General features: G+C 66.9%; 19 protein-coding genes and 3 rRNA genes. 17 read left to right on the top strand and 5 right to left on the bottom strand.

From position 1 onward, the window contains the following. Window positions 1–50: 50 nt before the first annotated feature. Window positions 51–2,321 (bottom strand): serine/threonine-protein kinase, encoded by a 2,271-nt coding sequence (locus ACN20J_RS22095; protein WP_419666594.1) that lies wholly within the window; start codon window positions 2,319–2,321, stop codon window positions 51–53. 179 nt (window positions 2,322–2,500) lie between these two features. On the opposite strand from ACN20J_RS22095, the gene ACN20J_RS22090 reads away from it, so the two are divergent. From ACN20J_RS22090 to proC, 6 genes are all read left to right on the top strand, one after another. Next, window positions 2,501–2,821, top strand: coding sequence for an SH3 domain-containing protein (locus ACN20J_RS22090; RefSeq protein WP_190230661.1), 321 nt, complete (start codon window positions 2,501–2,503; stop codon window positions 2,819–2,821). 149 nt (window positions 2,822–2,970) lie between these two features. Further along, window positions 2,971–3,456, top strand: a complete 486-nt coding sequence (locus tag ACN20J_RS22085; RefSeq protein ID WP_189843124.1) for an EamA/RhaT family transporter — start codon at window positions 2,971–2,973, stop codon at window positions 3,454–3,456. 256 nt (window positions 3,457–3,712) lie between these two features. Then, window positions 3,713–4,498 (top strand): class I SAM-dependent methyltransferase, encoded by a 786-nt coding sequence (locus ACN20J_RS22080; RefSeq protein ID WP_419666593.1) that lies wholly within the window; start codon window positions 3,713–3,715, stop codon window positions 4,496–4,498. 259 nt (window positions 4,499–4,757) lie between these two features. Continuing rightward, window positions 4,758–5,576: an ABC transporter ATP-binding protein gene (locus ACN20J_RS22075; protein ID WP_361910258.1), complete on the top strand. Its 819-nt coding sequence runs from the start codon at window positions 4,758–4,760 to the stop codon at window positions 5,574–5,576. Next, window positions 5,573–6,382 carry an ABC transporter permease gene (locus ACN20J_RS22070; RefSeq protein WP_246575432.1) on the top strand — a complete coding sequence of 270 codons (810 nt, stop codon included), beginning with the start codon at window positions 5,573–5,575 and terminating at the stop codon, window positions 6,380–6,382. The genes ACN20J_RS22075 and ACN20J_RS22070 overlap by 4 nt, the downstream gene beginning before the upstream one ends. A 121-nt stretch (window positions 6,383–6,503) precedes the next feature. Continuing rightward, complete coding sequence (gene proC, locus ACN20J_RS22065) at window positions 6,504–7,313, top strand: pyrroline-5-carboxylate reductase (protein ID WP_189843121.1); 810 nt, start codon at window positions 6,504–6,506, stop codon at window positions 7,311–7,313. 43 nt (window positions 7,314–7,356) lie between these two features. Here proC and trpS read toward each other — a convergent pair whose 3' ends face one another. Continuing rightward, complete coding sequence (gene trpS, locus ACN20J_RS22060) at window positions 7,357–8,355, bottom strand: tryptophan--tRNA ligase (RefSeq protein WP_189843120.1); 999 nt, start codon at window positions 8,353–8,355, stop codon at window positions 7,357–7,359. A gap of 845 nt (window positions 8,356–9,200) precedes the next feature. Here trpS and ACN20J_RS22055 point away from each other — a divergent pair. From ACN20J_RS22055 to ACN20J_RS22005, 11 genes are all read left to right on the top strand, one after another. Further along, a 16S ribosomal RNA gene (locus ACN20J_RS22055) occupies window positions 9,201–10,728 on the top strand. Window positions 10,729–11,048: 320 nt separating this feature from the next. Then, window positions 11,049–14,172 (top strand): 23S ribosomal RNA (locus ACN20J_RS22050). A 96-nt stretch (window positions 14,173–14,268) separates the two neighbouring features. Then, window positions 14,269–14,385, top strand: a 5S ribosomal RNA gene (gene rrf, locus ACN20J_RS22045). Together the 16S, 23S and 5S rRNA genes form the textbook arrangement of a ribosomal RNA operon. A 63-nt stretch (window positions 14,386–14,448) precedes the next feature. Continuing rightward, window positions 14,449–15,096 carry an HAD family hydrolase gene (locus ACN20J_RS22040; protein ID WP_419666592.1) on the top strand — a complete coding sequence of 216 codons (648 nt, stop codon included), beginning with the start codon at window positions 14,449–14,451 and terminating at the stop codon, window positions 15,094–15,096. 131 nt (window positions 15,097–15,227) lie between these two features. Next, window positions 15,228–16,466, top strand: coding sequence for an MFS transporter (locus tag ACN20J_RS22035; protein WP_419666591.1), 1,239 nt, complete (start codon window positions 15,228–15,230; stop codon window positions 16,464–16,466). Beyond that, window positions 16,417–17,589: an acetoin utilization protein AcuC gene (locus ACN20J_RS22030; RefSeq protein WP_269653490.1), complete on the top strand. Its 1,173-nt coding sequence runs from the start codon at window positions 16,417–16,419 to the stop codon at window positions 17,587–17,589. Before ACN20J_RS22035 ends, ACN20J_RS22030 begins: the two co-directional genes overlap by 50 nt. A gap of 308 nt (window positions 17,590–17,897) precedes the next feature. Further along, window positions 17,898–18,713 (top strand): phosphatase, encoded by an 816-nt coding sequence (locus ACN20J_RS22025; protein ID WP_419668925.1) that lies wholly within the window; start codon window positions 17,898–17,900, stop codon window positions 18,711–18,713. A gap of 129 nt (window positions 18,714–18,842) precedes the next feature. Next, entirely contained in the window at window positions 18,843–19,052 is a 210-nt protein-coding gene (locus ACN20J_RS22020; protein WP_093781815.1) for a helix-turn-helix domain-containing protein, read from the top strand. A 164-nt stretch (window positions 19,053–19,216) separates the two neighbouring features. Then, a complete protein-coding gene (locus ACN20J_RS22015; protein ID WP_003948845.1) occupies window positions 19,217–19,315 on the top strand; it encodes a 30S ribosomal protein bS22 in 99 nt (32 codons plus the stop codon). Between the two features lie 376 nt (window positions 19,316–19,691). Beyond that, window positions 19,692–20,753, top strand: a complete 1,062-nt coding sequence (locus ACN20J_RS22010) for an NAD-dependent epimerase/dehydratase family protein (protein ID WP_143644173.1) — start codon at window positions 19,692–19,694, stop codon at window positions 20,751–20,753. A gap of 14 nt (window positions 20,754–20,767) precedes the next feature. Further along, window positions 20,768–21,817, top strand: coding sequence for a lysophospholipid acyltransferase family protein (locus ACN20J_RS22005; RefSeq protein WP_142940580.1), 1,050 nt, complete (start codon window positions 20,768–20,770; stop codon window positions 21,815–21,817). An 88-nt stretch (window positions 21,818–21,905) separates the two neighbouring features. On the opposite strand, the gene ACN20J_RS22000 is transcribed toward ACN20J_RS22005, so the two are convergent. From ACN20J_RS22000 to ACN20J_RS21990, 3 genes are all read right to left on the bottom strand, one after another. Then, window positions 21,906–23,135: a DUF5667 domain-containing protein gene (locus ACN20J_RS22000; protein ID WP_419666590.1), complete on the bottom strand. Its 1,230-nt coding sequence runs from the start codon at window positions 23,133–23,135 to the stop codon at window positions 21,906–21,908. 287 nt (window positions 23,136–23,422) lie between these two features. Beyond that, the gene (locus tag ACN20J_RS21995; protein ID WP_361063681.1) at window positions 23,423–24,199 is read right to left on the bottom strand and encodes an ECF subfamily RNA polymerase sigma factor, BldN family; all 777 of its coding nucleotides are present in this window, start codon (window positions 24,197–24,199) and stop codon (window positions 23,423–23,425) included. Between the two features lie 387 nt (window positions 24,200–24,586). Beyond that, window positions 24,587–25,525 (bottom strand): HAD family hydrolase, encoded by a 939-nt coding sequence (locus tag ACN20J_RS21990; RefSeq protein WP_189844924.1) that lies wholly within the window; start codon window positions 25,523–25,525, stop codon window positions 24,587–24,589. Window positions 25,526–25,585 lie beyond the last annotated feature (60 nt).

The raw sequence follows: 25,585 nt of genomic DNA, 5'->3' as shown, positions 1-25,585 counted from the left end.
CGTGAACCCGCCCGGTCCTCACCACCGGGCGGGTTCGCCGTTTCCGGGAACTACCAGCCGGCGGGCTTGCGGGCGTCCACCGCGAAGACGCTTCCGTCGGGCGCGCTTCCGTAGACCCGGTTGCCCACGACCAGAGGCACGGGCAATTCAGAGACGACCCCCTGGGTCCTGTCGCCGCTGAGCCGTGGACGGGTCTGGCCCAGCAGCTTTCCGGTACGCGCGTCGGCCGCGAGCAGCCGACCGTCGGGGGAGGCGACGTACACATGCCGGTCGTCGACGGTCGGCACCGACCCCCTGCTGACCGACGTCTCCAGCCGCCACCGCTGCTTGCCCGCTTCGAGGTCCACCGCCACCAGCGCCCCACCCGTGGCCAGGAAATAGGCCGTTCCATCGTGCAGGGCGGCCGTGGCGGACGGGAGCGGAAGCCCGAGAGGGATCCGCCGTACGCGGCCCGAGTCGTGCGTGTAGCCGACGACGCTCACGGTCTCCTGGTACGAGTTCTCCCCGGTCAGCCAGAGGGTGCCCTTCGCGGCCCCGACGGGGACGAGCAGTCCGTCGAGGCTGTGGCGCCACCGCACGTCCCCGGTCCGCAGATCCACCGCGATCACCTGAGTGCTCGTGCTGTCGGCGCCCAGTGTCGTCGCGTACGCGACCTCACCGCCGAAGTACGCGAAGGAGGGCTGGGCCCGGCCGGCCACGCGATGGCGCCACAGCCGGTCCCCGGTCCTGCCGTCGACACCGGTGACCATGCCGTCGGGTGAACTCAGCAGAACCGTATCGCCCGCGCTCTGCTGCACACTGCCCTCGTCCTCCGCGATGCCCAGCGTCCAGCGGGTCCTGCCCGTGTCGGGGTCGAGCGCGACGAGCTGCTTCTGGTCCGGGGTGACGGCGTGCACCAGTCCACCCGACAGGACGGGCGCGACCACGCCGTCGGCTCCGGCGGCTCCGGTCTTCCGCGTCCACCGCACCTTGCCGTTCAGCGGGTCGACGGAGGCGGCGAGCACACCGGGAGCAGCGCATCGCAGAGCCCCGGCTCCGTAGGTGCACTGGGACATGCCGCTCTTCCCGGTGCCCACCTTCGTGACCCACGGGCGGAACGTGTCGGCGGCGGCACGGCGTTCGGTGCCCGAGTCCGGACTACTGCCGGAGTCACCGTCGACGCTCTGCACCCCGAAGAGAAGCGCACCCCACACCGCCAGTACGGATACGACACCGGCGGCGACGGAAAGACGGACACGGTGGCGACGACGGTTGCGCGACGAGAGGTCACTGGAACCGACTGACGGATCTGGGTCTGGGTCTGGGGCTGAGTCCGGGTCCGGCCCGGAAGCCCCGGCTGCTGTACGTCCCTTGCCGCGCACGTGAGTCGGATCGTCCCCGGGCGGGGGAGCGGGCTTGTGCCCGGAGACGGCTTCGGCTTCGGCCCGGGCTTCGGTCTCGGCCCCCGGCTCCGATGTGCGCTGCGCGGGGATGAACGCCTGGGTGTCGTAGAGAGAGGAGACGAGCCGCAGTTCCGCCATGAGCTCGTCGGGCGTGGGCCGTTCGTCCGGCTCCTTGGCGAGGCAGCGGCCGACGAGCTGGGCCAGATCATCGGGGACACCCGTCAAGTCCGGCTCGTCGTGCACCACTTGATACGCGACGATGTAGGGGCTGTCGGAGTCGAAGGGCCCGCGCCCGGTGGCCGCGTGCACCAGGACCGACCCGAGGGCGAAGATGTCGGCGGCCGGGCCCACCTCGCGCGGGCGGCGGAACTGCTCGGGGGCCATGAACGGCGGGGTACCGATCAGCTTGCCGGTCTCCGTGCGCAGTTCACTGTCCGATGGCCGGGAGATGCCGAAGTCGATGACCTTGGGACCGTCCTCGGCGAGCAGGACGTTGCTCGGCTTGAGATCGCGGTGCACGACACCGGCACGGTGGATGTCGCGCAGACCCTCGGCGAGGCCGGCCATGACCTGACGCAGCTGCGCGGACGACAACGAGCCGTTCCGCTTCACGTGCTCGGCCAGGGTCAGCCCCGGTATGAACAGGGTGGCCATCCAGGGCCGCTCGGCCTCGGGGTCGGCGTCCACGACCGGTGCGGTGAAGGCACCGCTGACCCGCCGCGCGGCCGCGACCTCCTGCCGGAACCGTCCCCTGAACTCGGGGTCCTTGGCGAACTCGGCATGGACGACCTTCACCGCGAGCCGTAGCCCCGAGGTCGATCGCGCCAGATGGACGACACCCATACCGCCCGAGCCGAGGCGTGACTCAAGGCGGTACTGCCCGGCGTATTCGGGAAGTTCCGCTTCGGCACCGGATCCGGCGCTGCGTCGTGGCGGCATGGTCCACCCCCGTGAATTACGTACGCACGCGCGACGCACGGAGCCTAGTCGATGGTTCGTACGAGACCCACGCGGCTTGCTAGCCTCCGCGTGCACAAAGAAAAGAAAGTGTTTCAAGCCAACGCGTTCGCGACGATCAAGACAGGTGCGTCCGAACGCATCCAACGGGGGAGGCCCATATGGCTGTTGAAGAGATGGAGAGCGCGGAGGAGAGTTCGGGCGCGAGGGCGGAGGCGACTGTCACCGCGGCCCAGAAGCTCTACTCGATCGCACCCGGCTACACCGTGAACGTCCGCAGCGGCCCCGGCACCCAGTACCGCCTGGTCCGCACCCTGGCGGTGGGCTCCAAGGTGCCGATCTTCTGCCAGCGCCCGGGCGAGTCGATCAGCGGTCCCTACGGCACGACGAACATCTGGGACAACATCAAGGTCGGGGAGTACGTCTCCGACGCCTTCGTGAAGACGGGCAGCGACGGCTACGTGGCACCGCGCTGCAGCTGACCGCGTCGGGGCGGCCCGGCTCGCAGGCCACGAGCCGGCAAGCCGAGCCGCCCCTTCACTCACCTGCACCACCCACCCGTCGGCGCTCCGACGCACTCAGCAGCGCCTCGACACTTCGGCAGTCCCCCGCCCAGGGCGATAATCGACCCGTGAGCGACGAAACCGGCACCCCCACAGGCCCGCGCCCCGAACCGATCCGCTTCTTCGGAACGACCTGGGTGGACCACGACGGCGGCTACGCCGGCCGCCGCGCGGCCGTGGCCGCCGGCTCGCTGGCGGCTGCCGTGGCGAGCTGCCTGATCCTCCGCTTCGCCTACGAGGGCCTGGCGATCGCGGCCGTGGGCAGCTTCGTCACCCTCCTCGTCGTCGTGATGTTCGCGATCTGCAGCGCGATCGCCTTCCGCCGCACCTGGGAGGCCTTCACCGAGCGCCCCGACCCCGACACCCAGGCATCCCTCCGCGGCCTCCTGGCCATCGGTTTCGTAGGCGCCCTCCTGGCCTACTTCTTCCGCTCCCTCACCGAGGCCCCCGGCGAAAAACTCCACCGCCAGGAGTACGAAACGGCACGCACCGAACACACCCGCCGAGCCGCCCGCCGCACGGGAAACCCGTCCCGCAAGCGCAGGAGGGGCTGATTTTCAGCCCGTCCGGCGTTTGAGGACGAGGCCGCCAGGCCGATTTCCCCACCCACCCCGTCAGCCCCGCCCCACTCAGCCCGTCCGGCGTTTGAGGACGAGCGCGTTCAGCGCGATACGGGGGTTCGGGGGCGGAGCCCCTGAGTAAGGGACGGGATCGGGTAGGGGCGGCGGGGGCGAAAACCTCCCCACCCTCACCCCAACCTCTTACCGAGGCCCACTGTCCCCCACCCCCACCCAAGGCCACCATGGCGGCATGACCGCCTCCTCCCGCGCCCACCACCACACCCGAGCCCACTCCTTCAACGCCGCCGCAGCCCAGTACGCCGCAAACCGCCCCTCCTACCCACCCGCCCTCTTCGACACGATGGAGCACGCCGCAGGCCACCCCCTGGCAGGCGCCCGAGCCATCGACGTAGGCGCAGGCACAGGCATCGCAACCACCCTCCTGCACGCCCGCGGAGCGAACGTCGTAGCGGTCGAACCCGGCGCCGGCATGGCACGCCAGTTCCGCCGCACCCTCCCGGACATCCCCCTCGTACGAGGCGACGGCAACGCCCTCCCCTTCACCGACGCCTCCGCCGACTACGTGACCTACGCCCAGGCCTGGCACTGGACGGAACCGGCCCGCGCCGCCCCGGAGGCGATGCGCGTCCTGCGCCCGGGCGGCGCCCTCGCCCTCTGGTGGAACATGGACGCCCTGGACATCCCGTGGATCGCGGCTCAGGAGCAACGCGTCGCGCGGTACTTCGGCGGCGACGCCGTCGGCAAGAAGGGCGGCACCTCCGCCCGCGCCGAGCGGGCCTTCGCCGGCGCGATCACCGTCCCGGACATCACACATCACCAGGTCCGCTGGACCCGCAGCGTCCCCCTCGACACGCACCTCGCCAACATCGGCAGCCACTCGATCTTCCTCGTCCTCGGCGAGGAGGGCACGGCCTCCTTCCTGGCCGAGGAGCGCGAGCACCTCCTGGAGGTGTTCCCGGACGGCATCGTCGAGGAGACGTACGACGTAGACCTCCTGGTCGCACTCCGCCCCTGACCCCACCACCCCCCACCGAACACCCACGACCCACCACTGAACGCCCGACACCCAGCACCGAACGCCCGCGACTCACCCGCGGGCGCCCACCACCCACCACCGGGTGCCCGCCACCGAGCTCCCGGCGCCAGGCCATCAGGCCCCCAGCGCCCCACGCACCGCACGAGCCTCCACCCCGCGCCTCAGCCCGCCATGCCCCGCCCAGCCACGCCCCCGCCCAGGCTTGACGCCTCCACCCTGCAGGAGCATTATTCATCACATGATGAATTACTCGCCCGGTCCACCCACGACCCCGCAAATCCACCCCACGGCCCCAGCGGTCCACGCCGCCGAGCTCACCGTTGTCCGAGGCACCCGCCAGGTCCTCCGCGGACTCGACTTCGAGGTCTCCCGCGGCCAGATCACCGGCCTGCTGGGCCCCTCGGGATGCGGCAAGTCCACCCTGATGAGGTCGATCGTCGGTACCCAGGCCAAGGTCACCGGGACCCTGGACGTCCTCGGCCTCCCCGCGGGCCACGCCGCACTCCGCTCCCGCATCGGTTACGTCACCCAAGCCCCCTCCGTCTACGACGACCTGACCGTCCGCCAGAACCTGGACTACTTCGCCGCGATCCTTGACCCCGGCCGCGCCGCCGCAGAGCGCCGCCACGAGAACGTCACCCACGCCATCGCCGACGTGGACCTCACCTCCCACACCGACGCCCTCGCGGGCAACCTCTCCGGCGGCCAGCGCAGCCGCGTCTCCCTCGCAGTCGCCCTCCTCGGCACCCCCGAACTCCTCGTCCTGGACGAACCCACGGTCGGCCTCGACCCCGTACTCCGCCGCGACCTGTGGCAGCTCTTCCACACCATCGCCGCCGACCGGGGCGCCACCCTCCTCGTCTCCTCCCACGTCATGGACGAGGCCGAGCGCTGCCACCGCCTCCTCCTGATGCGCGAGGGCGAGATCCTCGCCGACGACACCCCGGACGCCCTGCGCACCCAGACCGGCACCGACACCGTCGAGGCCGCCTTCCTCCACCTGGTCGACGAGGCGATCGCGGCCGGCAACCAGCGCAGCAAGGAGTCCGTCCGATGAGCACCCCGACCCCGACCCGGACCACGACGACCCGTACGGGCACGACCACACTCCCGAGGCAGAGCGCGATCAGCTACTCCCGCACCACCGCCACCGCGGCCAGGGTCCTGCGCCAACTCCGCCACGACCCGCGCTCGATCGCGCTGATGATCCTCATCCCGTGCGTGATGCTCCTGCTGCTCCGCTACGTCTTCGACGGCAGCCCGCGCACCTTCGACTCCATCGGCGCCTCACTGCTCGGCATCTTCCCCCTCATCACGATGTTCCTGGTGACCTCCATCGCCACCCTCCGCGAACGCACCTCCGGCACCCTGGAACGCCTCCTCGCCATGCCCCTCGGCAAGGCCGACCTGATCGTCGGCTACGCCCTCGCCTTCGGCGCGCTCGCCGTCATCCAGTCCGCCCTCGCCACCGGTCTCGCCGTCTGGGCCCTCGGTCTCGACGTCACGGGCTCGACCTGGCTCCTCCTTCTGGTGGCTCTTCTCGACGCCCTGCTCGGCACGGCCCTCGGCCTCTTCGTCTCGGCCTTCGCGTCCTCGGAGTTCCAGGCCGTCCAGTTCATGCCGGCCGTGATCTTCCCCCAGCTCCTCCTCTGCGGCCTGTTCACCCCACGCCCCGACATGCACCCCGTACTCGAAGGCATCTCCAACGTCCTCCCCATGTCCTATGCCGTCGACGGCATGAACGAAGTCCTCAAGCACACCGACGTCACCACCAACTTCATCCGCGACGCCCTGATCGTCGCGGCCTGCGCCCTCCTCGTCCTGAGCCTCGGCGCGGCAACCCTCCGCCGCCGCACCGCATGACACCGAGCACCACCCCGCCCCCGGGACGGCCGCGTCCCGCCCACCGGACAACGCGGCCCACCCCCACGCCCCCGGTGCGAGGATGGGCCTCGGACGACGCACCCCCGGAGGGCAACCGAACATGACCCAGAAAGTCGCAGTGCTCGGCACCGGCAAGATCGGCGAGGCCCTGCTCAGCGGAATGATCCGAGCCGGCTGGGACCCCGCCGACCTCCTGGTCACGGCCCGCCGCCCCGAACGCGCCAAGGAACTCCAGGAGCGCCACGGCGTCACCCCGGTCACCAACGCCGAGGCGGCCAAGAGCGCCGACACCCTGATCCTCACGGTCAAGCCCCAGGACATGGGCACCCTCCTCGACGAACTCGCCCCGCACGTTCCCACCGACCGCCTGGTCATCAGCGGCGCCGCGGGCATCCCCACCTCCTTCTTCGAGGAGCGCCTCACCCAGGGCACCCCCGTCGTCCGTGTCATGACGAACACCCCCGCCCTCGTCGACGAGGCCATGTCCGTCATCTCCGCAGGCAGCCACGCCACCGCCGAGCACCTCGCCCACGCCGAGGAGATCTTCGGCGCGGTCGGCAAGACCCTCCGCGTCCCCGAGTCCCAGCAGGACGCCTGCACCGCCCTCTCCGGCTCGGGCCCGGCGTACTTCTTCTACCTGGTCGAGGCCATGACCGACGCCGGCATCCTGCTCGGCCTGCCCCGCGACAAGGCCCACGACCTCATCGTCCAGTCCGCGATCGGCGCCGCCGTGATGCTCCGCGACAGTGGCGAGCACCCCGTGAAGCTCCGCGAGAACGTCACGTCCCCCGCGGGCACCACGATCAACGCCATCCGCGAACTCGAGAACCACGGCGTACGAGCAGCCCTCATCGCCGCCCTCGAAGCGGCCCGCGACCGCAGTCGCGAACTGGCCTCCGGCAACAGCTAGGAGCCCCGGGGCCGGGCCCACCTCCGGCCCCACCGCTCCTCATCTACATCGCCGGCAGCAGCCCGATCGCCCGGTACGCCGCGTCCACCCTCGGCCTCGCCATCTCCCTGGCCTTCGCCGCACCCTCCCGCAACACCCCTTCCACGTACGCAGGATCCGCGCACAACTCCTTGTGCCTCTGCTGTACGGGCCTGAGGAGCTCCACCACGGCCTCGGCGGTGTCCTTCTTCAAAGATCCGTACGACTCATATACACCGGCCAGGGCTTCCGGGTTCCCACTTCCGCACGCCGCGAGGATCTCCAGCAGATTCGAGACCCCAGGCCGGGCCTCCCGGTCGTACGCCACATCCCGCCCGCTGTCGGTCACGGCCCGCATGACCTTCTTCCGGATCACCTCGGGCTCATCGAGCAGATAGACGATCCCGGGCCCCACGTCGTCGGACTTCCCCATCTTCGACGTCGGCTCCTGCAGGTTCATGACCCGAGTCGCCACCTTCGGAAGCGTGGCCCGCGGCACCACGAACGTGTGCCCGTACCGCTGGTTGAACCGCACCGCCAGATCCCGCGCCAGCTCCACGTGCTGCGCCTGGTCGTCGCCCACCGGCACCTCGTCGGTCCCGTACGCCAGGATGTCCGCCGCCATCAGCACGGGATACGTCAGCAGCGACAGCCGCACACTCCCGCCCCGGGCCCGCTCGACCGCGGCCTTCTCCTTGTACTGGATCATCCGCCGCATCTCGCCGTCCGTGGCCACACACTCCAGCAGGTACGACAGCCGCGCGTGCTCATCCACATGGCTCTGGGCGAAGACGGTGCACAGCTTCGGATCGAGCCCCGCGGCCAGCAGCAGCGTGGCCGCCTGCCTACTGAGCCTGCGCACCCGGCCTGGATCGTGGTCCACGGTCAGCGCGTGCAGGTCGACGATGCAGAACAGCGCGTCGGCCTCGTGCTGATCGACCGCACTCCACCGCCGCATCGCCCCCAGGTAGTTCCCCAACGTCAGATGCCCGGTCGGCTTGACCCCGCTGAAGACCCGCTTCATTCCGCTACCTCCTGGTCGAGGCCGCCACCACCGCCGGCCGGCGCTCCAGGAGGGAGAAACAAGAACGGCCGCCGAGGCGGCGGCCGTTGAGTACACGCGTATGTACGGCCGCCGTCAGGCGGCCCACCACAGCTGGGTGCACGCGTGCGTAGTCATGGCCCCGAGGGTACGCCTCCAGAGCGGCTCCAGGCGTCAAGTTGACACGCCCTGGGCCCCTACGTAGTGTTCTCCGAGTTGTCCGACGTGAGCGCCGACTTCGGTTGGTCCCCGGACAGCCATTCCGCAACAAGCACACAGCGATCGACGATCCGTCGTCGGACCGTTTTCATGCGCGTTTGCGAAATGAGGAATCAGCGTTCGAAAGAGCGCGACCCCGATTAGCTCGGGGGCCAGGATTCCGCTAAAGTCTCACTCGTCGGAACGGCCCAACAGCCGCGAAGACAACCCGCTCTGACCGGGAATCAGGCCCGAAAGGATCTGATAGAGTCGGAACCGCCGGAAAGGGAAACGCGAAAGCGAAAACCTGGAAAGCACCGAGGAAATCGGATCGGAAAACGGTCTGATAGAGTCGGAAACGCAAGACCGAAGGGAAGCCCGGAGGAAAGCCCGAGAGGGTGAGTACAAAGGAAGCGTCCGTTCCTTGAGAACTCAACAGCGTGCCAAAAATCAACGCCAGATATGTTGATACCCCGTCTCCGGCCATCACGGCTGGGACGAGGTTCCTTTGAAAAAGTCCTGCCGGGCATTGTTCCGGCAGGCGCATCAGCGAGGACGCTGTGAATGATCGGGCTTATTCCGCCTGGTTGTTCCGCTCTCGTGGTGTTACGCCGGATTACCGGCAGACATTCACGGAGAGTTTGATCCTGGCTCAGGACGAACGCTGGCGGCGTGCTTAACACATGCAAGTCGAACGATGAAGCCCTTCGGGGTGGATTAGTGGCGAACGGGTGAGTAACACGTGGGCAATCTGCCCTTCACTCTGGGACAAGCCCTGGAAACGGGGTCTAATACCGGATAACACTCCTGCCCGCATGGGTGGGGGTTGAAAGCTCCGGCGGTGAAGGATGAGCCCGCGGCCTATCAGCTTGTTGGTGAGGTAGAAGCTCACCAAGGCGACGACGGGTAGCCGGCCTGAGAGGGCGACCGGCCACACTGGGACTGAGACACGGCCCAGACTCCTACGGGAGGCAGCAGTGGGGAATATTGCACAATGGGCGAAAGCCTGATGCAGCGACGCCGCGTGAGGGATGACGGCCTTCGGGTTGTAAACCTCTTTCAGCAGGGAAGAAGCGAAAGTGACGGTACCTGCAGAAGAAGCGCCGGCTAACTACGTGCCAGCAGCCGCGGTAATACGTAGGGCGCAAGCGTTGTCCGGAATTATTGGGCGTAAAGAGCTCGTAGGCGGTCTGTCACGTCGGATGTGAAAGCCCGGGGCTTAACCCCGGGTCTGCATTCGATACGGGCAGACTAGAGTGTGGTAGGGGAGATCGGAATTCCTGGTGTAGCGGTGAAATGCGCAGATATCAGGAGGAACACCGGTGGCGAAGGCGGATCTCTGGGCCATTACTGACGCTGAGGAGCGAAAGCGTGGGGAGCGAACAGGATTAGATACCCTGGTAGTCCACGCCGTAAACGGTGGGAACTAGGTGTTGGCGACATTCCACGTCGTCGGTGCCGCAGCTAACGCATTAAGTTCCCCGCCTGGGGAGTACGGCCGCAAGGCTAAAACTCAAAGGAATTGACGGGGGCCCGCACAAGCAGCGGAGCATGTGGCTTAATTCGACGCAACGCGAAGAACCTTACCAAGGCTTGACATCGCCCGGAAAGCATCAGAGATGGTGCCCCCCTTGTGGTCGGGTGACAGGTGGTGCATGGCTGTCGTCAGCTCGTGTCGTGAGATGTTGGGTTAAGTCCCGCAACGAGCGCAACCCTTGTTCTGTGTTGCCAGCATGCCCTTCGGGGTGATGGGGACTCACAGGAGACTGCCGGGGTCAACTCGGAGGAAGGTGGGGACGACGTCAAGTCATCATGCCCCTTATGCCTTGGGCTGCACACGTGCTACAATGGCAGGTACAATGAGCTGCGATGTCGCAAGGCGGAGCGAATCTCAAAAAGCCTGTCTCAGTTCGGATTGGGGTCTGCAACTCGACCCCATGAAGTCGGAGTTGCTAGTAATCGCAGATCAGCATTGCTGCGGTGAATACGTTCCCGGGCCTTGTACACACCGCCCGTCACGTCACGAAAGTCGGTAACACCCGAAGCCGGTGGCCCAACCCCCTTGTGGGGAGGGAGCTGTCGAAGGTGGGACTGGCGATTGGGACGAAGTCGTAACAAGGTAGCCGTACCGGAAGGTGCGGCTGGATCACCTCCTTTCTAAGGAGCACTTCTTACCAAGAACCTTCGGGGACTTGGTCAGAGGCCAGTACATCGGCGAATGTCCGGTGCTGGTTGCTCATGGGTGGAACGTTGATTATTCGGCACTCTCAGTCATCTCGGGCTGCAAGTACTGTCCCTTTGGGGCGTGGAAAGCTGATCATGAGTGGCGAGGGTGCCGGGCACGCTGTTGGGTGTCTGAGGGTACGGACCTTGTGTCTGGATCTTCAGTGCCGGCCCCAGTGCACTCGGACTACTGGTTCGGGGTGATGGGTGGTTGGTCGTTGTTTGAGAACTGCACAGTGGACGCGAGCATCTGTGGCCAAGTTTTTAAGGGCGCACGGTGGATGCCTTGGTACCAGGAACCGATGAAGGACGTGGGAGGCCACGATAGTCCCCGGGGAGCCGTCAACCAGGCTTTGATCCGGGGGTTTCCGAATGGGGAAACCCGGCAGTCGTCATGGGCTGTCACCCACATCTGAACACATAGGGTGTGTGGAGGGAACGCGGGGAAGTGAAACATCTCAGTACCCGCAGGAAGAGAAAACAACCGTGATTCCGGGAGTAGTGGCGAGCGAAACCGGATGAGGCCAAACCGTATACGTGTGAGACCCGGCAGGGGTTGCGTGTACGGGGTTGTGGGATCTCTCTTTCACAGTCTGCCGGCTGTGAGACGAGTCAGAAACCGTTGGTGTAGGCGAAGGACATGCGAAAGGTCCGGCGTAGAGGGTAAGACCCCCGTAGTCGAAACATCAACGGCTCGTTTGAGAGACACCCAAGTAGCACGGGGCCCGAGAAATCCCGTGTGAATCTGGCGGGACCACCCGCTAAGCCTAAATATTCCCTGGTGACCGATAGCGGATAGTACCGTGAGGGAATGGTGAAAAGTACCGCGGGAGCGGAGTGAAATAGTACCTGAAACCGTGTGCCTACAAGCCGTGGGAGCGTCGCGCAAGGAACTTGTTCCTTGCGTCGTGACTGCGTGCCTTTTGAAGAATGAGCCTGCGAGTTTGCGGTGTGTTGCGAGGTTAACCCGTGTGGGGAAGCCGTAGCGAAAGCGAGTCCGAATAGGGCGATTTAGTAGCGCGCTCAAGACCCGAAGCGGAGTGATCTAGCCATGGGCAGGTTGAAGCGGCTGTAAGAGGTCGTGGAGGACCGAACCCACCAGGGTTGAAAACCTGGGGGATGACCTGTGGTTAGGGGTGAAAGGCCAATCAAACTCCGTGATAGCTGGTTCTCCCCGAAATGCATTTAGGTGCAGCGTCGTGTGTTTCTTGCCGGAGGTAGAGCACTGGATAGGCGATGGGCCCTACCGGGTTACTGACCTTAGCCAAACTCCGAATGCCGGTAAGTGAGAGCACGGCAGTGAGACTGTGGGGGATAAGCTCCATGGTCGAGAGGGAAACAGCCCAGAGCATCGACTAAGGCCCCTAAGCGTACGCTAAGTGGGAAAGGATGTGGAGTCGCAGAGACAACCAGGAGGTTGGCTTAGAAGCAGCCACCCTTGAAAGAGTGCGTAATAGCTCACTGGTCTAGTGATTCCGCGCCGACAATGTAGCGGGGCTCAAGCGTACCGCCGAAGTCGTGTCATTCGTACACATATCCCCAACGGGAGTACGGATGGGTAGGGGAGCGTCGTGTGCCGGGTGAAGCCGCAGCGGAAGCTAGTGGTGGACGGTTCACGAGTGAGAATGCAGGCATGAGTAGCGATACACACGTGAGAAACGTGTGCGCCGATTGACTAAGGGTTCCTGGGTCAAGCTGATCTGCCCAGGGTAAGTCGGGACCTAAGGCGAGGCCGACAGGCGTAGTCGATGGATAACCGGTTGATATTCCGGTACCCGCTGTGAAGCGTCAAACATTGAACCAGGCGATGCTAAGTCCGTGAAGCCGCCCTGGAGCCTTCGGGCAAAGGGGAGTGGTGGAGCCGACGGACCAGACCTGTAGTAGGTGAGTGATGGGGTGACGCAGGAAGGTAGTCCAGCCCGGGCGGTGGTTGTCCCGGGGTAAGGGTGTAGGCCGTGTGATAGGTAAATCCGTCGCACATTAAGGCTGAGACCTGATGCCGAGCCGATTGTGGTGAAGTGGATGATCCTATGCTGTCGAGAAAAGCCTCTAGCGAGTTTCATGGCGGCCCGTACCCTAAACCGACTCAGGTGGTCAGGTAGAGAATACCGAGGCGTTCGGGTGAACTATGGTTAAGGAACTCGGCAAAATGCCCCCGTAACTTCGGGAGAAGGGGGGCCATCACCGGTGATAGCACTTGCTGCTTGAGCTGGGGGTGGCCGCAGAGACCAGCGAGAAGCGACTGTTTACTAAAAACACAGGTCCGTGCGAAGCCGTAAGGCGATGTATACGGACTGACGCCTGCCCGGTGCTGGAACGTTAAGGGGACCGGTTAGTGCACTTTCGGGTGTGCGAAGCTGAGAACTTAAGCGCCAGTAAACGGCGGTGGTAACTATAACCATCCTAAGGTAGCGAAATTCCTTGTCGGGTAAGTTCCGACCTGCACGAATGGCGTAACGACTTCTCGACTGTCTCAACCATAGGCCCGGTGAAATTGCACTACGAGTAAAGATGCTCGTTTCGCGCAGCAGGACGGAAAGACCCCGGGACCTTTACTACAGTTTGATATTGGTGTTCGGTTCGGCTTGTGTAGGATAGCTGGGAGACTTTGAAGCGGGCACGCCAGTGTCTGTGGAGTCGTCGTTGAAATACCAGTCTGGTCGTGCTGGATGTCTAACCTGGGTCCGTGATCCGGATCAGGGACAGTGTCTGATGGGTAGTTTAACTGGGGCGGTTGCCTCCTAAAGAGTAACGGAGGCGCCCAAAGGTTCCCTCAGCCTGGTTGGCAATCAGGTGTTGAGTGTAAGTGCACAAGGGAGCTTGACTGTGAGACCGACGGGTCGAGCAGGGACGAAAGTCGGGACTAGTGATCCGGCGGTGGCTTGTGGAAGCGCCGTCGCTCAACGGATAAAAGGTACCCCGGGGATAACAGGCTGATCTTCCCCAAGAGTCCATATCGACGGGATGGTTTGGCACCTCGATGTCGGCTCGTCGCATCCTGGGGCTGGAGTCGGTCCCAAGGGTTGGGCTGTTCGCCCATTAAAGCGGTACGCGAGCTGGGTTTAGAACGTCGTGAGACAGTTCGGTCCCTATCCGCTGTGCGCGTAGGAATATTGAGAAGGGCTGTCCCTAGTACGAGAGGACCGGGACGGACGAACCTCTGGTGTGCCAGTTGTCCTGCCAAGGGCATGGCTGGTTGGCTACGTTCGGGAGGGATAACCGCTGAAAGCATCTAAGCGGGAAGCCTGCTTCGAGATGAGTATTCCCACCAACTAGATTGGTTAAGGCTCCCAGTAGACGACTGGGTTGATAGGCCGGATGTGGAAGCCTCGTAAGGGGTGAAGCTGACTGGTACTAATAGGCCGAGGGCTTGTCCTCAGTTGCTCGCGTCCACTGTGTTGGTTCTGAAACCACGAACAACCCCACACCCGTGTGGCCACGGGGTGTGGTGCGGTATTCACAGTTTCATAGTGTTTCGGTGGTCATAGCGTGAGGGAAACGCCCGGTTACATTCCGAACCCGGAAGCTAAGCCTCACAGCGCCGATGGTACTGCAGGGGGGACCCTGTGGGAGAGTAGGACACCGCCGAACAAATATTATGGGAAAGCCCCCGCACTTCGGTGCGGGGGCTTTCTTGCGTTTAGGGTCTTTGTTATGCGCTACGAACTGGTGATCTTCGACAACGACGGCGTCCTTGTGGACAGTGAGCCGATCTCCAACACGCTGCTGGCCGCCTATCTCACCGAGCTGGGGCACCCCACCTCGTACGAGGAGTCCCTGCGCGACTACATGGGCGCCGCTATGCACCGCGTACACGACATCGTCGAGGAGCGGACCGGGGAGCGGCTGCCCGCCGACTTCGACGATGTCTTTCATGCGCGGGTGTTCGCTGCCTTCGAGTGGGAGTTGGAGCCGGTGGCGGGGGCCGTGGAGGTCCTGGAGAAGCTGGCCGCGGACGGGGTTCCGTACTGTGTGGCGTCGTCGGGGAGTCATGAGCGGATCCGGGTCGGGCATCGGAAGACCGGTCTTGACCGGTGGTTCGACGACGGGCGGATCTTCAGTTCGCAGGATGTGGGGCGGGGGAAGCCGGCGCCGGACCTGTTCCTTCACGCGGCCGAGCGCATGGGGGTGCCGCCGGAGAAGTGCCTTGTCGTCGAGGACAGTCCGCTCGGGGTGCGGGCGGCCGTCGCGGCCGGGATGGATGTGTACGGGTTCACGGCGATGACGCCGGCCGAGCGGTTGGCGGGGGCGGACCGGCTCTTCGGGGACATGGGCGAGCTGATCGGCCTGCTTCAGGGCTGACTTTGGCGTCCGTACGGCCGCCGAGTTGGTCTCAAGTTGATCTTCCAACGCCAGACCAGCGCCAGAGTTGAACAAAATTCATCTTTGAACCGTCTACCCACGGGTAAGCCTGAGCCCTACGCTGAGCCGCCATGACAGATGTGCTGCGGCGTGGCCGGGCTTCTTTGGCATTCAGTTTCTTCGCCCAGGGCGTCGCCTTCGCGCTGCTCGTGACGCGAATACCCGCGATCCAGGACCGGTACGGGATATCCGACGCGCTGCTGCCCGCGTTCCTCGCGGCCGTGCCGATCCTGGCCGGGGTCGGCAGCGTCTGCACCGAGCAGCTGGTGAAGAGGGTGCCGCCCAGCCACGTACTGCGTTGGTCGCAGCCGGTGGTGCTGCTGGCGCTGCTCGGGGTGGGGGCCGGCGACGGGCTGTGGGCGATCGCGCTGTCGCTCGCCGCCTTCGGACTGGCCGTCGGATCGCTCGACGCCTCCATGAACATGCTCGGGGTGAGCCTTCAGCACAGGTACGGGCGCAGCATCATGCTCGGGTTCCACGCGGCGTTCAGTCTGGGCGGGATCGTCGGGGCGTCGCTCGCGTGGGTGGGGGCGCACTGGGATCTGGCGTTGTTCGTGTCGTATCTGCCGGTGGTCGTGGTGCTGTTGCCCGCGGCGTTCGTGGGGAGCCGGTGGTACGTCGACGGGAGCGGGCCCGAGGCCGAGGTGAAGGCGCAGGGCGAGGACGGAAGCAGCAGCGGTAGCGGTAGTGGTGGCGTCGGGTTCAAGTTGCTGCTGCCTCTGTGTCTGGTGATGGCCGTCGCGTACATCGGGGATTCGACCGTCTCCAACTGGAGCGCCAAGTATCTGCAGGATGTGCTCGGCAGTTCGGAGCAGCTCGCGACCGTTCCGTACAACGTCTATATGGTCACCACGCTGATCGGGCGGGCCGTCGGGGACTTCGGGGTGCGGCGGTTCGGGGCCGTGATGGTGGTGCGGGCCGGAGCGGTGGTCGCGGCTGTGGGGTTCGCGGTGGTGGCCGGGGCGCCGGGGGCCTGGGTCGGGATGCTCGGCTTCACGCTGCTGGGGTTCGGGTTGTGCGTGATCGTGCCGCAGACCTTCGCGGCGGCCGGGCGGCTCTTCCCCGGAGCTGCGGATGCGGCTGTCGCCCGACTGAATATCTTCAACTATGTGGGGTTCTTGATCGGTTCGCCCTTGGTGGGAGCTCTGGGCGATGCGTGGAGTTATCGGGGGGCCATGCTCGTGCCGATGGTGTTGGTGCTGGTGACGTTGGTGTACGCCAAGTCGTTCGCTTCTGAACCTTCCCGATACGGTGACGGGCATGAGCGGCCGCGCACAGCTGATGTGGGACGAGGCAGTAACGGGCTATGACTTCGGCCCGGATCATCCGATGGATCCGGTCCGGTTGGCGCTGACCCGGCGACTGGTCGATGCCTTCGGGCTCGACCGGGAGGTGGAGGTCGTCTCGGCCAAGCCGGCCGGGGACTCGACTCTGCGGCTTGTGCACCGGGAGGACTACATCGAGGCGGTCAAGGCCGCTTCCGTGGATCCGAGGAGTGCGGACGGGGCGTACGGGCTGGGGACCATGGACGATCCCGCCTTCGCCGGGATGCACGAGGTGTCCGCGCTGATCGCCGGGCAGTCGGTGGGGGCCGCCGAGGCCGTGTGGCGGGGTGAGGCGCTGCACGCGGTGAACTTCGCGGGTGGGCTGCACCATGCGATGCCCGGGGGCGCGTCGGGGTTCTGCATCTACAACGACGCCTCGCTGGCCATCGCCCGGCTGCTGGAGCTCGGGGCCGAGCGGGTCGTGTACGTGGATGTGGACGTGCATCACGGGGACGGGGTGCAGGCCGCGTTCTGGGAGGATCCGCGGGTGCTGACCGTGTCGTTGCACGAGCATCCTCGGACGCTGTTTCCGCAGACGGGGTGGCCGGAGGAGACCGGGGCCGCGTCCGCGGAGGGGTCTGCCGTGAACGTGGCGTTGCCGGCCGGGACCGGGGACGCGGGGTGGTTGCGGGCCTTTCACTCCGTCGTGCCGGAGTTGGTCGCGGACTTTCGGCCGCAGGTGCTGGTCACTCAGCACGGGGCCGATACGCACTTCGAGGATCCGCTCGCTCATCTTGCCGTGTCGTTGGACGCGCAGCGGGCTGTGCAGGTGGCCTGTCATGAGCTGGCGCACGAGTACGCCGAGGGGCGGTGGGTCGCTCTTGGTGGGGGCGGGTACGCCGTGGTGGATGTCGTGCCTCGGTCGTGGACGCATCTTGTCGCTGTCGCTGCGGGGCGGGAGATCGCGCCGGAGACGGTGGTTCCTGAGGGGTGGCGGCAGGAGGTCTTCGCTCGTACGCGGCAGTTGGCGCCTGCGCGGATGACTGATGGGCGGTGGCCTGTGGAGTGGAAGGGGTGGGAGTCGGGGTACGACCCCGCCGACCGTCTTGACCAGGCTGTGCTTGCTGCGCGGCGGGCCGTGTTTCCGTTGCGGGGGTTGCTGGCGTAGGGCTCCGCCGGGGTGCCGAGCCTTTTCTCGCCCCCGCCGCCCTTACCCATTCCCATCCCGCACTCAGGGGCTCCGCCCCCGAACCCCCGTATCGCGCTGAACGCGCTCGTCCTCAAACGCCGGACGGGCTGGGTGGGTGGGCGGGGCTGATGGGGGTGGGTGGGAGATCGGCCTGAACGGCCTTGTCCTCAAACGCCGGACGGGCTGAAAATCAGCCTCGCCCGCCGCCCTGGTCCCCGTTACGCCAACTGTGCGGTGTTTCAGGGGTTTTGGGGGTCGAGGGTGGGTGGGTGCGTCAGCATCGGGGTGTGTTGAGTAGTGGAGCTTTGCGGGCGCACTTGCTGGCGGCGCGGCTGGCGGGGACGGTGGCCACCTCGCGGGAGGCGAGTCTCAGGAGCTATCGGTTGTTCGCCGCGCGGGATCCGCGGGTGACGATCGGGCTTGACCCCGAATGGACATGGGAACAACCGGATTTGATCGCTTTGATGGCGGACAAGTGTGGAGTGTCGCCCGATCCGCGGCACGTCTCTGGTCCTGATGTGATCGATCCTGAGCGGACACTGGCGGCTCTTGACGCCTTCGCCGCCCGGCTTGCGGAAGCCGCGCGGAACCGTTCCCCGGTGCTGCTCGGCACCGGACACCCGCACCGACTGATCGGTTTCTACGCCGCGCTCGCGGACGCTCTGTCGGCGGCGGGGTGTACCGTCCTCACTCCCGCGCATGGTTACTGTGTCGACATAACGACCCGGTTCGGTCTACGCACGTACAACCTTGACTACGTACGAGGAGTCGCGCTGGTGCGCGAACCCGGGGCGTGCGACCCCGGTCGCGAGACCGGCGCGCACACGCACTCTCCCCTCCCGGTTCGTACCGCGCTGGCCGCCGCGGCGGAGGCCGGCGGGCCCCTCCCGGAACTCGTGGTGGGAGACCACGGATGGGTCTGCGGAGCAGGTCAGCTGGGGTTCGAGGCCATCGGCCTGGGTGACACCGACGATCCCGCGCTGTTCGTCGGAGAGGCAGAGGGGCGGGTGTCCGTCGTCGTTCCACTTGATGACGCTGTGCGGTCTGATTACTACCGACCGCTTACTCGCTATGTACTCAATCGAGCGTGTCTGTCACAGTAGGCCGCCGATGGCCCCTCCTCTTCCCCACTCGCATCACACGCCCCTACTCTGGGGAGTGAGCACGCAACGACGAAGTGTCACCGGAAGGGGAAGCCGGTGACCGTCGAGTGCGGAAGGTTCAGGTGTGTCATGGCTGCTGGCGAGAGGCCTCTGAACGAGGTTCAGTTCCTTACCGTGGCGGAAGTCGCCTCGGTGATGCGAGTGTCGAAGATGACCGTGTACCGCTTGGTGCACAGCGGTCATCTGCCCGCGATCCGGGTCGGGAGGTCATTCCGCGTCCCGGAGCAAGCGGTTCACGAGTACCTTCGCGAGTCCTACGTGGGGGTGGAGACAGCCTGACGGCGGTCCGGAGAGGTCCCGGGACGGCTCCATCGCGTCCCCGGGGTCTCACCCGGAACTCCTCGATTACGACCTCGGCGCTCAGGCGGGTAGGCTGGCCCCTCATAAGTCGTGTGGGCCCATGCAGCCCAGCAACGAGTAAAGAGAAGTGAGCGAGGGTAGTCGTGGGCTCTGTTATCAAGAAGCGGCGCAAGCGGATGGCCAAGAAGAAGCACCGCAAGCTGCTCAAGCGCACTCGCGTTCAGCGTCGCAACAAGAAGTAAGTCGCGACGGACAGCGGTCACCCGCCACAAGCAGGGCAGACGGTGGGCGACGACGCTGTGACAGTGCGCTCTGTGGCCCCCCACCGGCTGGTGGGGGGCCACAGTCGTATCCTCTGTTCCCCCCCCCGATTGTTGCCCCCCGATCCCCTGCCGCGGTGTCCGGCCCGACGAACGCCGTGCGTACGTCCGGGCCTACGACTGTGCGGCGAATGGCTTGGTCTGATCGTACGTCCGGGGATGCCGTCACTTCGTGCATCGGGCGGTCATCACAGCGCAACACCGACCCGCTAACGTGGCCGTCACGGGGAACACGGCAGAGTACGAACGGCACAGTACGAGCAGCATGTCGTCGACGGCTGGAAGGAAGGCGCTGATCTTGGGGAAGGTCGTGCTCGTGACCGGAGTGGCCCGCCAGCTGGGGGGCCGGTTCGTACGACGGATCCAGCGTGACCCCGAGGTGGACAGGGTGGTCGCCGTGGACGCGGTCCCGCCGGAGCACCACCTGGGCGGCGCCGACTTCGTACGGGCCGACATAAGGCAGCCCGCCATCGCCAGGGTGCTCGCGGAGCACTCCGTGGACACGGTGGTGCACCTGGACGTGACGGCGACCCCGCTGGGCGGTGGCAGCCGGACCACGGTCAAGGAGACCAACGTCATCGGCACCATGCAGCTGCTGGGTGCCTGTCAGAAGTCGCCGACGGTCAAGCGGCTCGTCGTGAAGTCCAGTACCAACGTGTACGGGTCCGCGCCGCGCGATCCGGCCGTCTTCACCGAGACCACCCCGCCCAAGTCGCTGCCCAGCGGCGGCTTCGCGAAGGACACGGTCGAGGTCGAGGGCTATGTGCGCGGGTTCGCCCGGCGCCGGCCCGACGTCGCCGTGTGTGTGCTGCGGTTCGCGAACATCCTCGGGCCGAGCGCGGACTCGCCGCTCGCCGCGTACTTCTCGCTGCCCGTGCTGCCGACCGTGCTCGGCTACGACCCGCGGCTGCAGTTCGTGCACGAGGACGACGTGATCGAGGTGCTGCGGATCGCCTCGCACGAGCCGCGGCGCGGCACGCTCAACAGCGGCACGTTCAACATCGCCGGCGACGGTGTCCTGCTGCTCTCGCAGTGCGCGCGGCGGCTGGGCAGGCCCACGGTTCCCGTGCTGATGCCCGCGGTGAGCTGGGTGGGCTCGGCGCTGCGTACGCTGGGCATGACGGACTTCTCGCCCGAGCAGCTGCGGCTGCTCACGCACGGCCGGGTCGTGGCGACCCGGCAGATGCGCGAGACGCTCGGCTACGGTCCCAGGTACACGACCGCGGAGACCTTCGCGGACTTCGCACGCAGCCGAGGGCCCGGACTCCTGCCCCCCGAGGCCCTTGCGGGGGCCGTCGACCGGATCGCGGCACTGCCTGTACTCGGCGGTGGCCACCTCCCGACGCAGAGCGCCAACTGAGGAGCGCATCAACGATGGCGGACGCCAAGGTCATTCCGTTCGACGACGACCGGTCCCGCGGGAGTGCCGTACAGCGGCCTCCGCGGCGCCGGGGCGCGGGGAACAGGCGCAAGGGCGAGCCCGTGGTGGTTCGTGAGGTCCAGCCCCTGCCCGCACGAACGATTCCGCAGGATGATGTTCCCGTGACGCGTGAGGAACCGGCTGCTGTGGAGAAGCCGCAGGAGAATGGCTGGGACCGGCGCATCGCCGGCGGTCTGGCCTTCCTGCGGCGGCGACTGACGGGTGAGTACGAGGTCGACGACTTCGGTTACGACCAGGAGCTCACCGACCAGGTCCTGATGTCGATGCTGCGGCCCCTCTACGAGAAGTACTTCCGCGTCGAGGTGAAGGGCATCGAGAACATCCCGTCGGAGGGCGGGGCGCTGATCGTCGCCAACCACTCCGGGACGCTGCCGCTGGACGGCCTGATGATGCAGGTCGCCGTCCACGACAACCACCCCGACGGCCGTCATCTGCGGCTTCTCGCGGCCGACCTGGTCTTCATGCTGCCGGTGGTCAACGAGCTGGCCCGCAAGGCCGGTCACACGCTCGCCTGCGCGGAGGACGCCGAACGGCTCCTGGAGCGCGGCGAACTGGTGGGCGTGATGCCGGAGGGCTTCAAGGGCATCGGCAAGCCGTTCAGCGAGCGCTACAAGCTCCAGCGCTTCGGCCGCGGCGGCTTCGTCTCGACGGCCCTGCGTCAGGGCACTCCGATCATTCCGTGCTCCATCGTGGGCGCGGAGGAGATCTACCCGATGATCGGCAATTCCAAGACGCTGGCCCGTCTCCTCGGCTTCCCGTACTTCCCGATCACGCCCACCTTCCCGTGGCTGGGCCCGCTCGGCGGCGTTCCGCTCCCCACGAAGTGGACGATCCAGTTCGGCGAGCCGATCCTGACCGACGGCTACCCGCCGGAGGCGGCAGAGGACCCGATGCTGATGTTCAACCTCACGGACCAGGTGAGGGAACAGATCCAGCACACCCTCTACAAGCTTCTGGTGCAGCGGCGGTCAGTGTTCTTCTGAGGGTCCTGGATACGTCCAGGGCTTCTGGATACGTCGGTGGGGGCGCCCCTTTTCACAAGGGGCGCCCCCACCGACGTATCCGTAGAAGCTAGTTCGCGTCCTCGCTGTCGATTCCCAGGCCCGGGAGCAGGCCCGGGAGGAGGGGCGGCAGGGTCACGTCCGGCTCTGCCGGTGGAGTGTCCTTGCCGGACGGGGAGGCGCTGGTCTCGTCCTCGGGCGGGTCCAGGAGGCCGCCCGTGTTGCCGCCGAGCAGGCCGTCGTCCTGGGTCTTGGAGGTGGACGGCTTGGGGTTGCCGCTGCTGGAGCCGGTGCCGTCCGACGAGTCGCCGCCGGTGGAGCTGGGGGCGGCCGGACGGTCCGTACGGGACGAGTCGGTGGCGTCCGAGCTCGCGCCGCGGTGGCGGCCGGTGCCCTCCGGGGAGGGCGGCTGCGGGAGCAGCGAGCGCAGCGGCTCGACCTCTTCGTCTATGGCGTCGAAGACCGAGCTGACCTGGCGGCTGACGTCGCCGAGCTGCACGGGCAGCCGGTCGCGCAGGGCGCCCCAGGCCTCGCGGTGCGACTGGGAGAAGGCGGAGAGGGCCTGGATGGGGCCCAGGGACTCCGGGTCCCGCTCATAGGCCTCGTGCAGCAGGCGGTGGCCCTCGGAGGCGTCGTGCTGCATGCCGGACAGCGCACGCCGGATCTCGCCCAGGGACTCGTGGTCGAGGGGCCCCGAGCGGCCGCGCTCCATCAGGCGGCGCGCCTCGCTCAGCCGGGTGGAGGCCTGGTCGAGGTAGAGCCGGCCGCGGTCGCCCTCGCCGTCGGCCATGCCCAGCTTGAGGTCCTCCATGCCGCGCTTGAGCCCGTAGAGCGAGTCACCGGGCAGGGCGTCGGAACTGGCAGCGGCGACACCGCTGAAGGCTCCGGCGGCCACACCGACGGTGAGCCCGCCCGCGGCGAGCCCCTTCGACAGCCGGGAACGCGGTCGCAACTTCCCCAGCCCGGTCGCCCGGTGCGCGCCCCGGCCCCGGTGGGACCGCTGCTCGGGCACCGAAGGGTCCGCCGCCCTGCCTCCCGCGGCCGTGCCCTCCTGGAGCATGGCCTCCATCGCGGCCACCAGCTGGGCCCGCTGGACGACCTTGACCTCGGGGTCCAGCTCCGGTTTGGGCAGTTCGCCGAGGCCGGTCGTCAGGGACAGCATCCGGCCCTGCTCGGGCCGGTCCACGACGGCCGGAGCGGGTCCTTCGGACTGCTCGGCCGCCGTGCCCCGGTCGGGCTGCTCTTCCAGGGCCTGGGCGAAGGCGTTCGCCCGCCGGTGCGCCGATACGTTCGCGATCACTGGCGGCACCTCCTCTCGTCATCACGGTCGACTCCCCAGGGGGTCCTGAGGGTTGCACACCCCGACCACGACCACTCGATCGAGTGATCGAAGTCGGCCAGGGTGTGACCACAGGGAGCCTGTATCCCGCACAACGAGCGGCTCGGCACTTGGGTTACGGACGACGGATGATCGGACCGCGAAGTCAACGGACTTTCACGGACGGTGAGTTGGGCATCGCTGAGCGTATGGAGCCATACGGAGTCGTACGAAGAAGGGGCGGGGCAGGGCCCGCCGTGTACGGGGTCTCAGCGGGCGTCTTCCGGGAGGAGCCGGGCCAGTGTGCGCACCGCCCGGTACTGGAGGGTCTTGATCGCGCCCTCGTTCTTGCCCATCACGCGGGCGGTCTCGGCGACCGAGAGGCCCTGGAGGAAGCGCAGGGTCACGCACTCCTGCTGCTGCGGGTTGAGGCGGCGGACGGCATCCAGCAGCGCCGCGTTAGAGAGGGACTCCAGGACGGAGTCCTCGGGGGAGCGCTCGACCTCGTTGGCGTCGAGCATCTCGCCGGTGGTCACTTCGAGCCGGAAGCGGCTCGACTTGAAGTGGTCCGCGACGAGGTTGCGGGCGATGGTGACGAGCCAGGCGCCGAAGTCACGGCCCTGCCAGGTGAACGTGCCGATGCGGCGCAGGGCGCGCAGGAACGTCTCGCTTGTGAGGTCTTCCGCGGTCGCCTTCCCGCCGACGCGGTAATAGATATAGCGGTACACAGTGTCGCTGTACTGGTCGTAGAGCCGGCCGAAGGCCTCGGCCTCACCGGCCTGTGCGCGCTCCACGAGGTCCATCATCCGGGCGCTGTCACTGTCTGCGGCCGGGCGGCGTGCGGTGGTGGCCGACGCGCTCGAACGACCTCGTCTGCCGACCGCCGCGCTGCCGTCGGCCAGTGCGTAGCACGGGCCGACGGGCGCGACGGAGACAGCGAGGGCGGGGACGGCGTACGCGGTGGGGACGAAGCCGCGCAGGCGGTCGATGACCGTTGCGCGCAGCGTAGCCAGGCCCGAGGCGTCAACCCCGACGTGTGGGTACACGGGACTCCCAGAGGCAGAGCTTCCATCACGTGCAGTACCGGACCGTTCACCCGTCGTAGCGAAGAGCGGGGCCCGTCATGCGTCTGAGGAGAATAACGCTTCGTACAGGCAGTGCTACACCCAGTTGCTCAAATCATCGATTACGTCGCTTCTGTTACCGAACGACGCCTCATCAAGTGCCGGAGAGTGACCGGTTGTTGATCGAATGATTCCGTGTTCCGTCTGAGTCCGGGGCGTGTTGTGGCCGGGTGCCGTTGACGGGACTGGCGGGGGCTCTGCGCGGGTAGGACAGCACGATTGCCCGCATGTCCGTGCGGGGGGCCGCTGGTCAGCGGGTGTTCGAGGGGTGCCGGCGACGCTGGGTCAGCGTCGCCGTCGGTGTCGTCGTCAGCGACGGCGGCGGTGCAGGGCGATCGCCGCTGCCGTGCCGCCCGCGACCGCGCCTACGCCGGCCGCCGCGGGAATGCCCACCTTCGCCGCCTTGCGGCCCGTGCGGTAGTCGCGCAGCCGCCAGTCGAGCTTGCGGGCGTGCTTGCGGAGCTTGGCGTCCGGGTTGATCGCGTACGGATGCCCGACCAGCGAGAGCATCGGGATGTCGTTGTGGGAGTCGCTGTACGCGGCGCAGCGGCCGAGGTCCAGGCCCTCCGCCGCGGCCAGGGCACGTACCGCCTCCGCCTTCGCCGGGCCGTGCAGCGGTTCGCCGACGAGCTTGCCGGTGTAGACGCCGTCGACCGACTCGGCGACCGTGCCGAGCGCGCCGGTCAGGCCCAGGCGGCGGGCGATCACCGTGGCGATCTCGACGGGTGCCGCCGTGACCAGCCACACCTTCTGGCCCGCGTCCAGGTGGGCCTCGGCGAGGGCGCGGGTGCCGGGCCAGATGCGCTCGGCCATGTACTCGTCGTAGATCTCCTCGCCGATCGACATCAGCTCGGAGACGCGGTGGCCCTTCACGATGGAGAGCGCCGAGTCGCGGGCGTCCTGCATGTGCTCGGGGTCCTCGACGCCGGCCAGCCGGAACCAGGCCTGCTGCCAGGCGAACCGGTAGAGGTCGCGGGTCTCGAAGAACTTCCGCTTGTAGAGGCCGCGGCCGAAGTGGAAGATCGCGGCGCCCTGCATCACGGTGTTGTCGAGGTCGAAGAACGCGGCGGCCTTGTCGTCACCGATGACCGGGAACTCCGGTTCGGTGCCTTCGGGCGCGGCTTCGTGCGCGAGCTCCTCCAGTTCCTGGGAGGACTTGCGCGCTGCCTCAGCCGAGGCCTCGCCTGCCAGCACGCTCCGCGCGGTGGCGGAGCGCCTACGAGGGGTGAGCCATCCGAGAGCGGCCATGGCGTGAGCATAGCCAGTTTGTTCGGTGGTTCCGGAGTCGGGAGGTTTGGAGGCTGTGAA

The organism is Streptomyces sp. 2-1, assembly GCF_048564895.1.
Classification (GTDB): domain Bacteria; phylum Actinomycetota; class Actinomycetes; order Streptomycetales; family Streptomycetaceae; genus Streptomyces; species Streptomyces phaeochromogenes.
The sequence above is the reverse complement of the archived record's forward strand: the minus strand, read 5'-3'. Positions and strand labels throughout refer to the sequence as shown.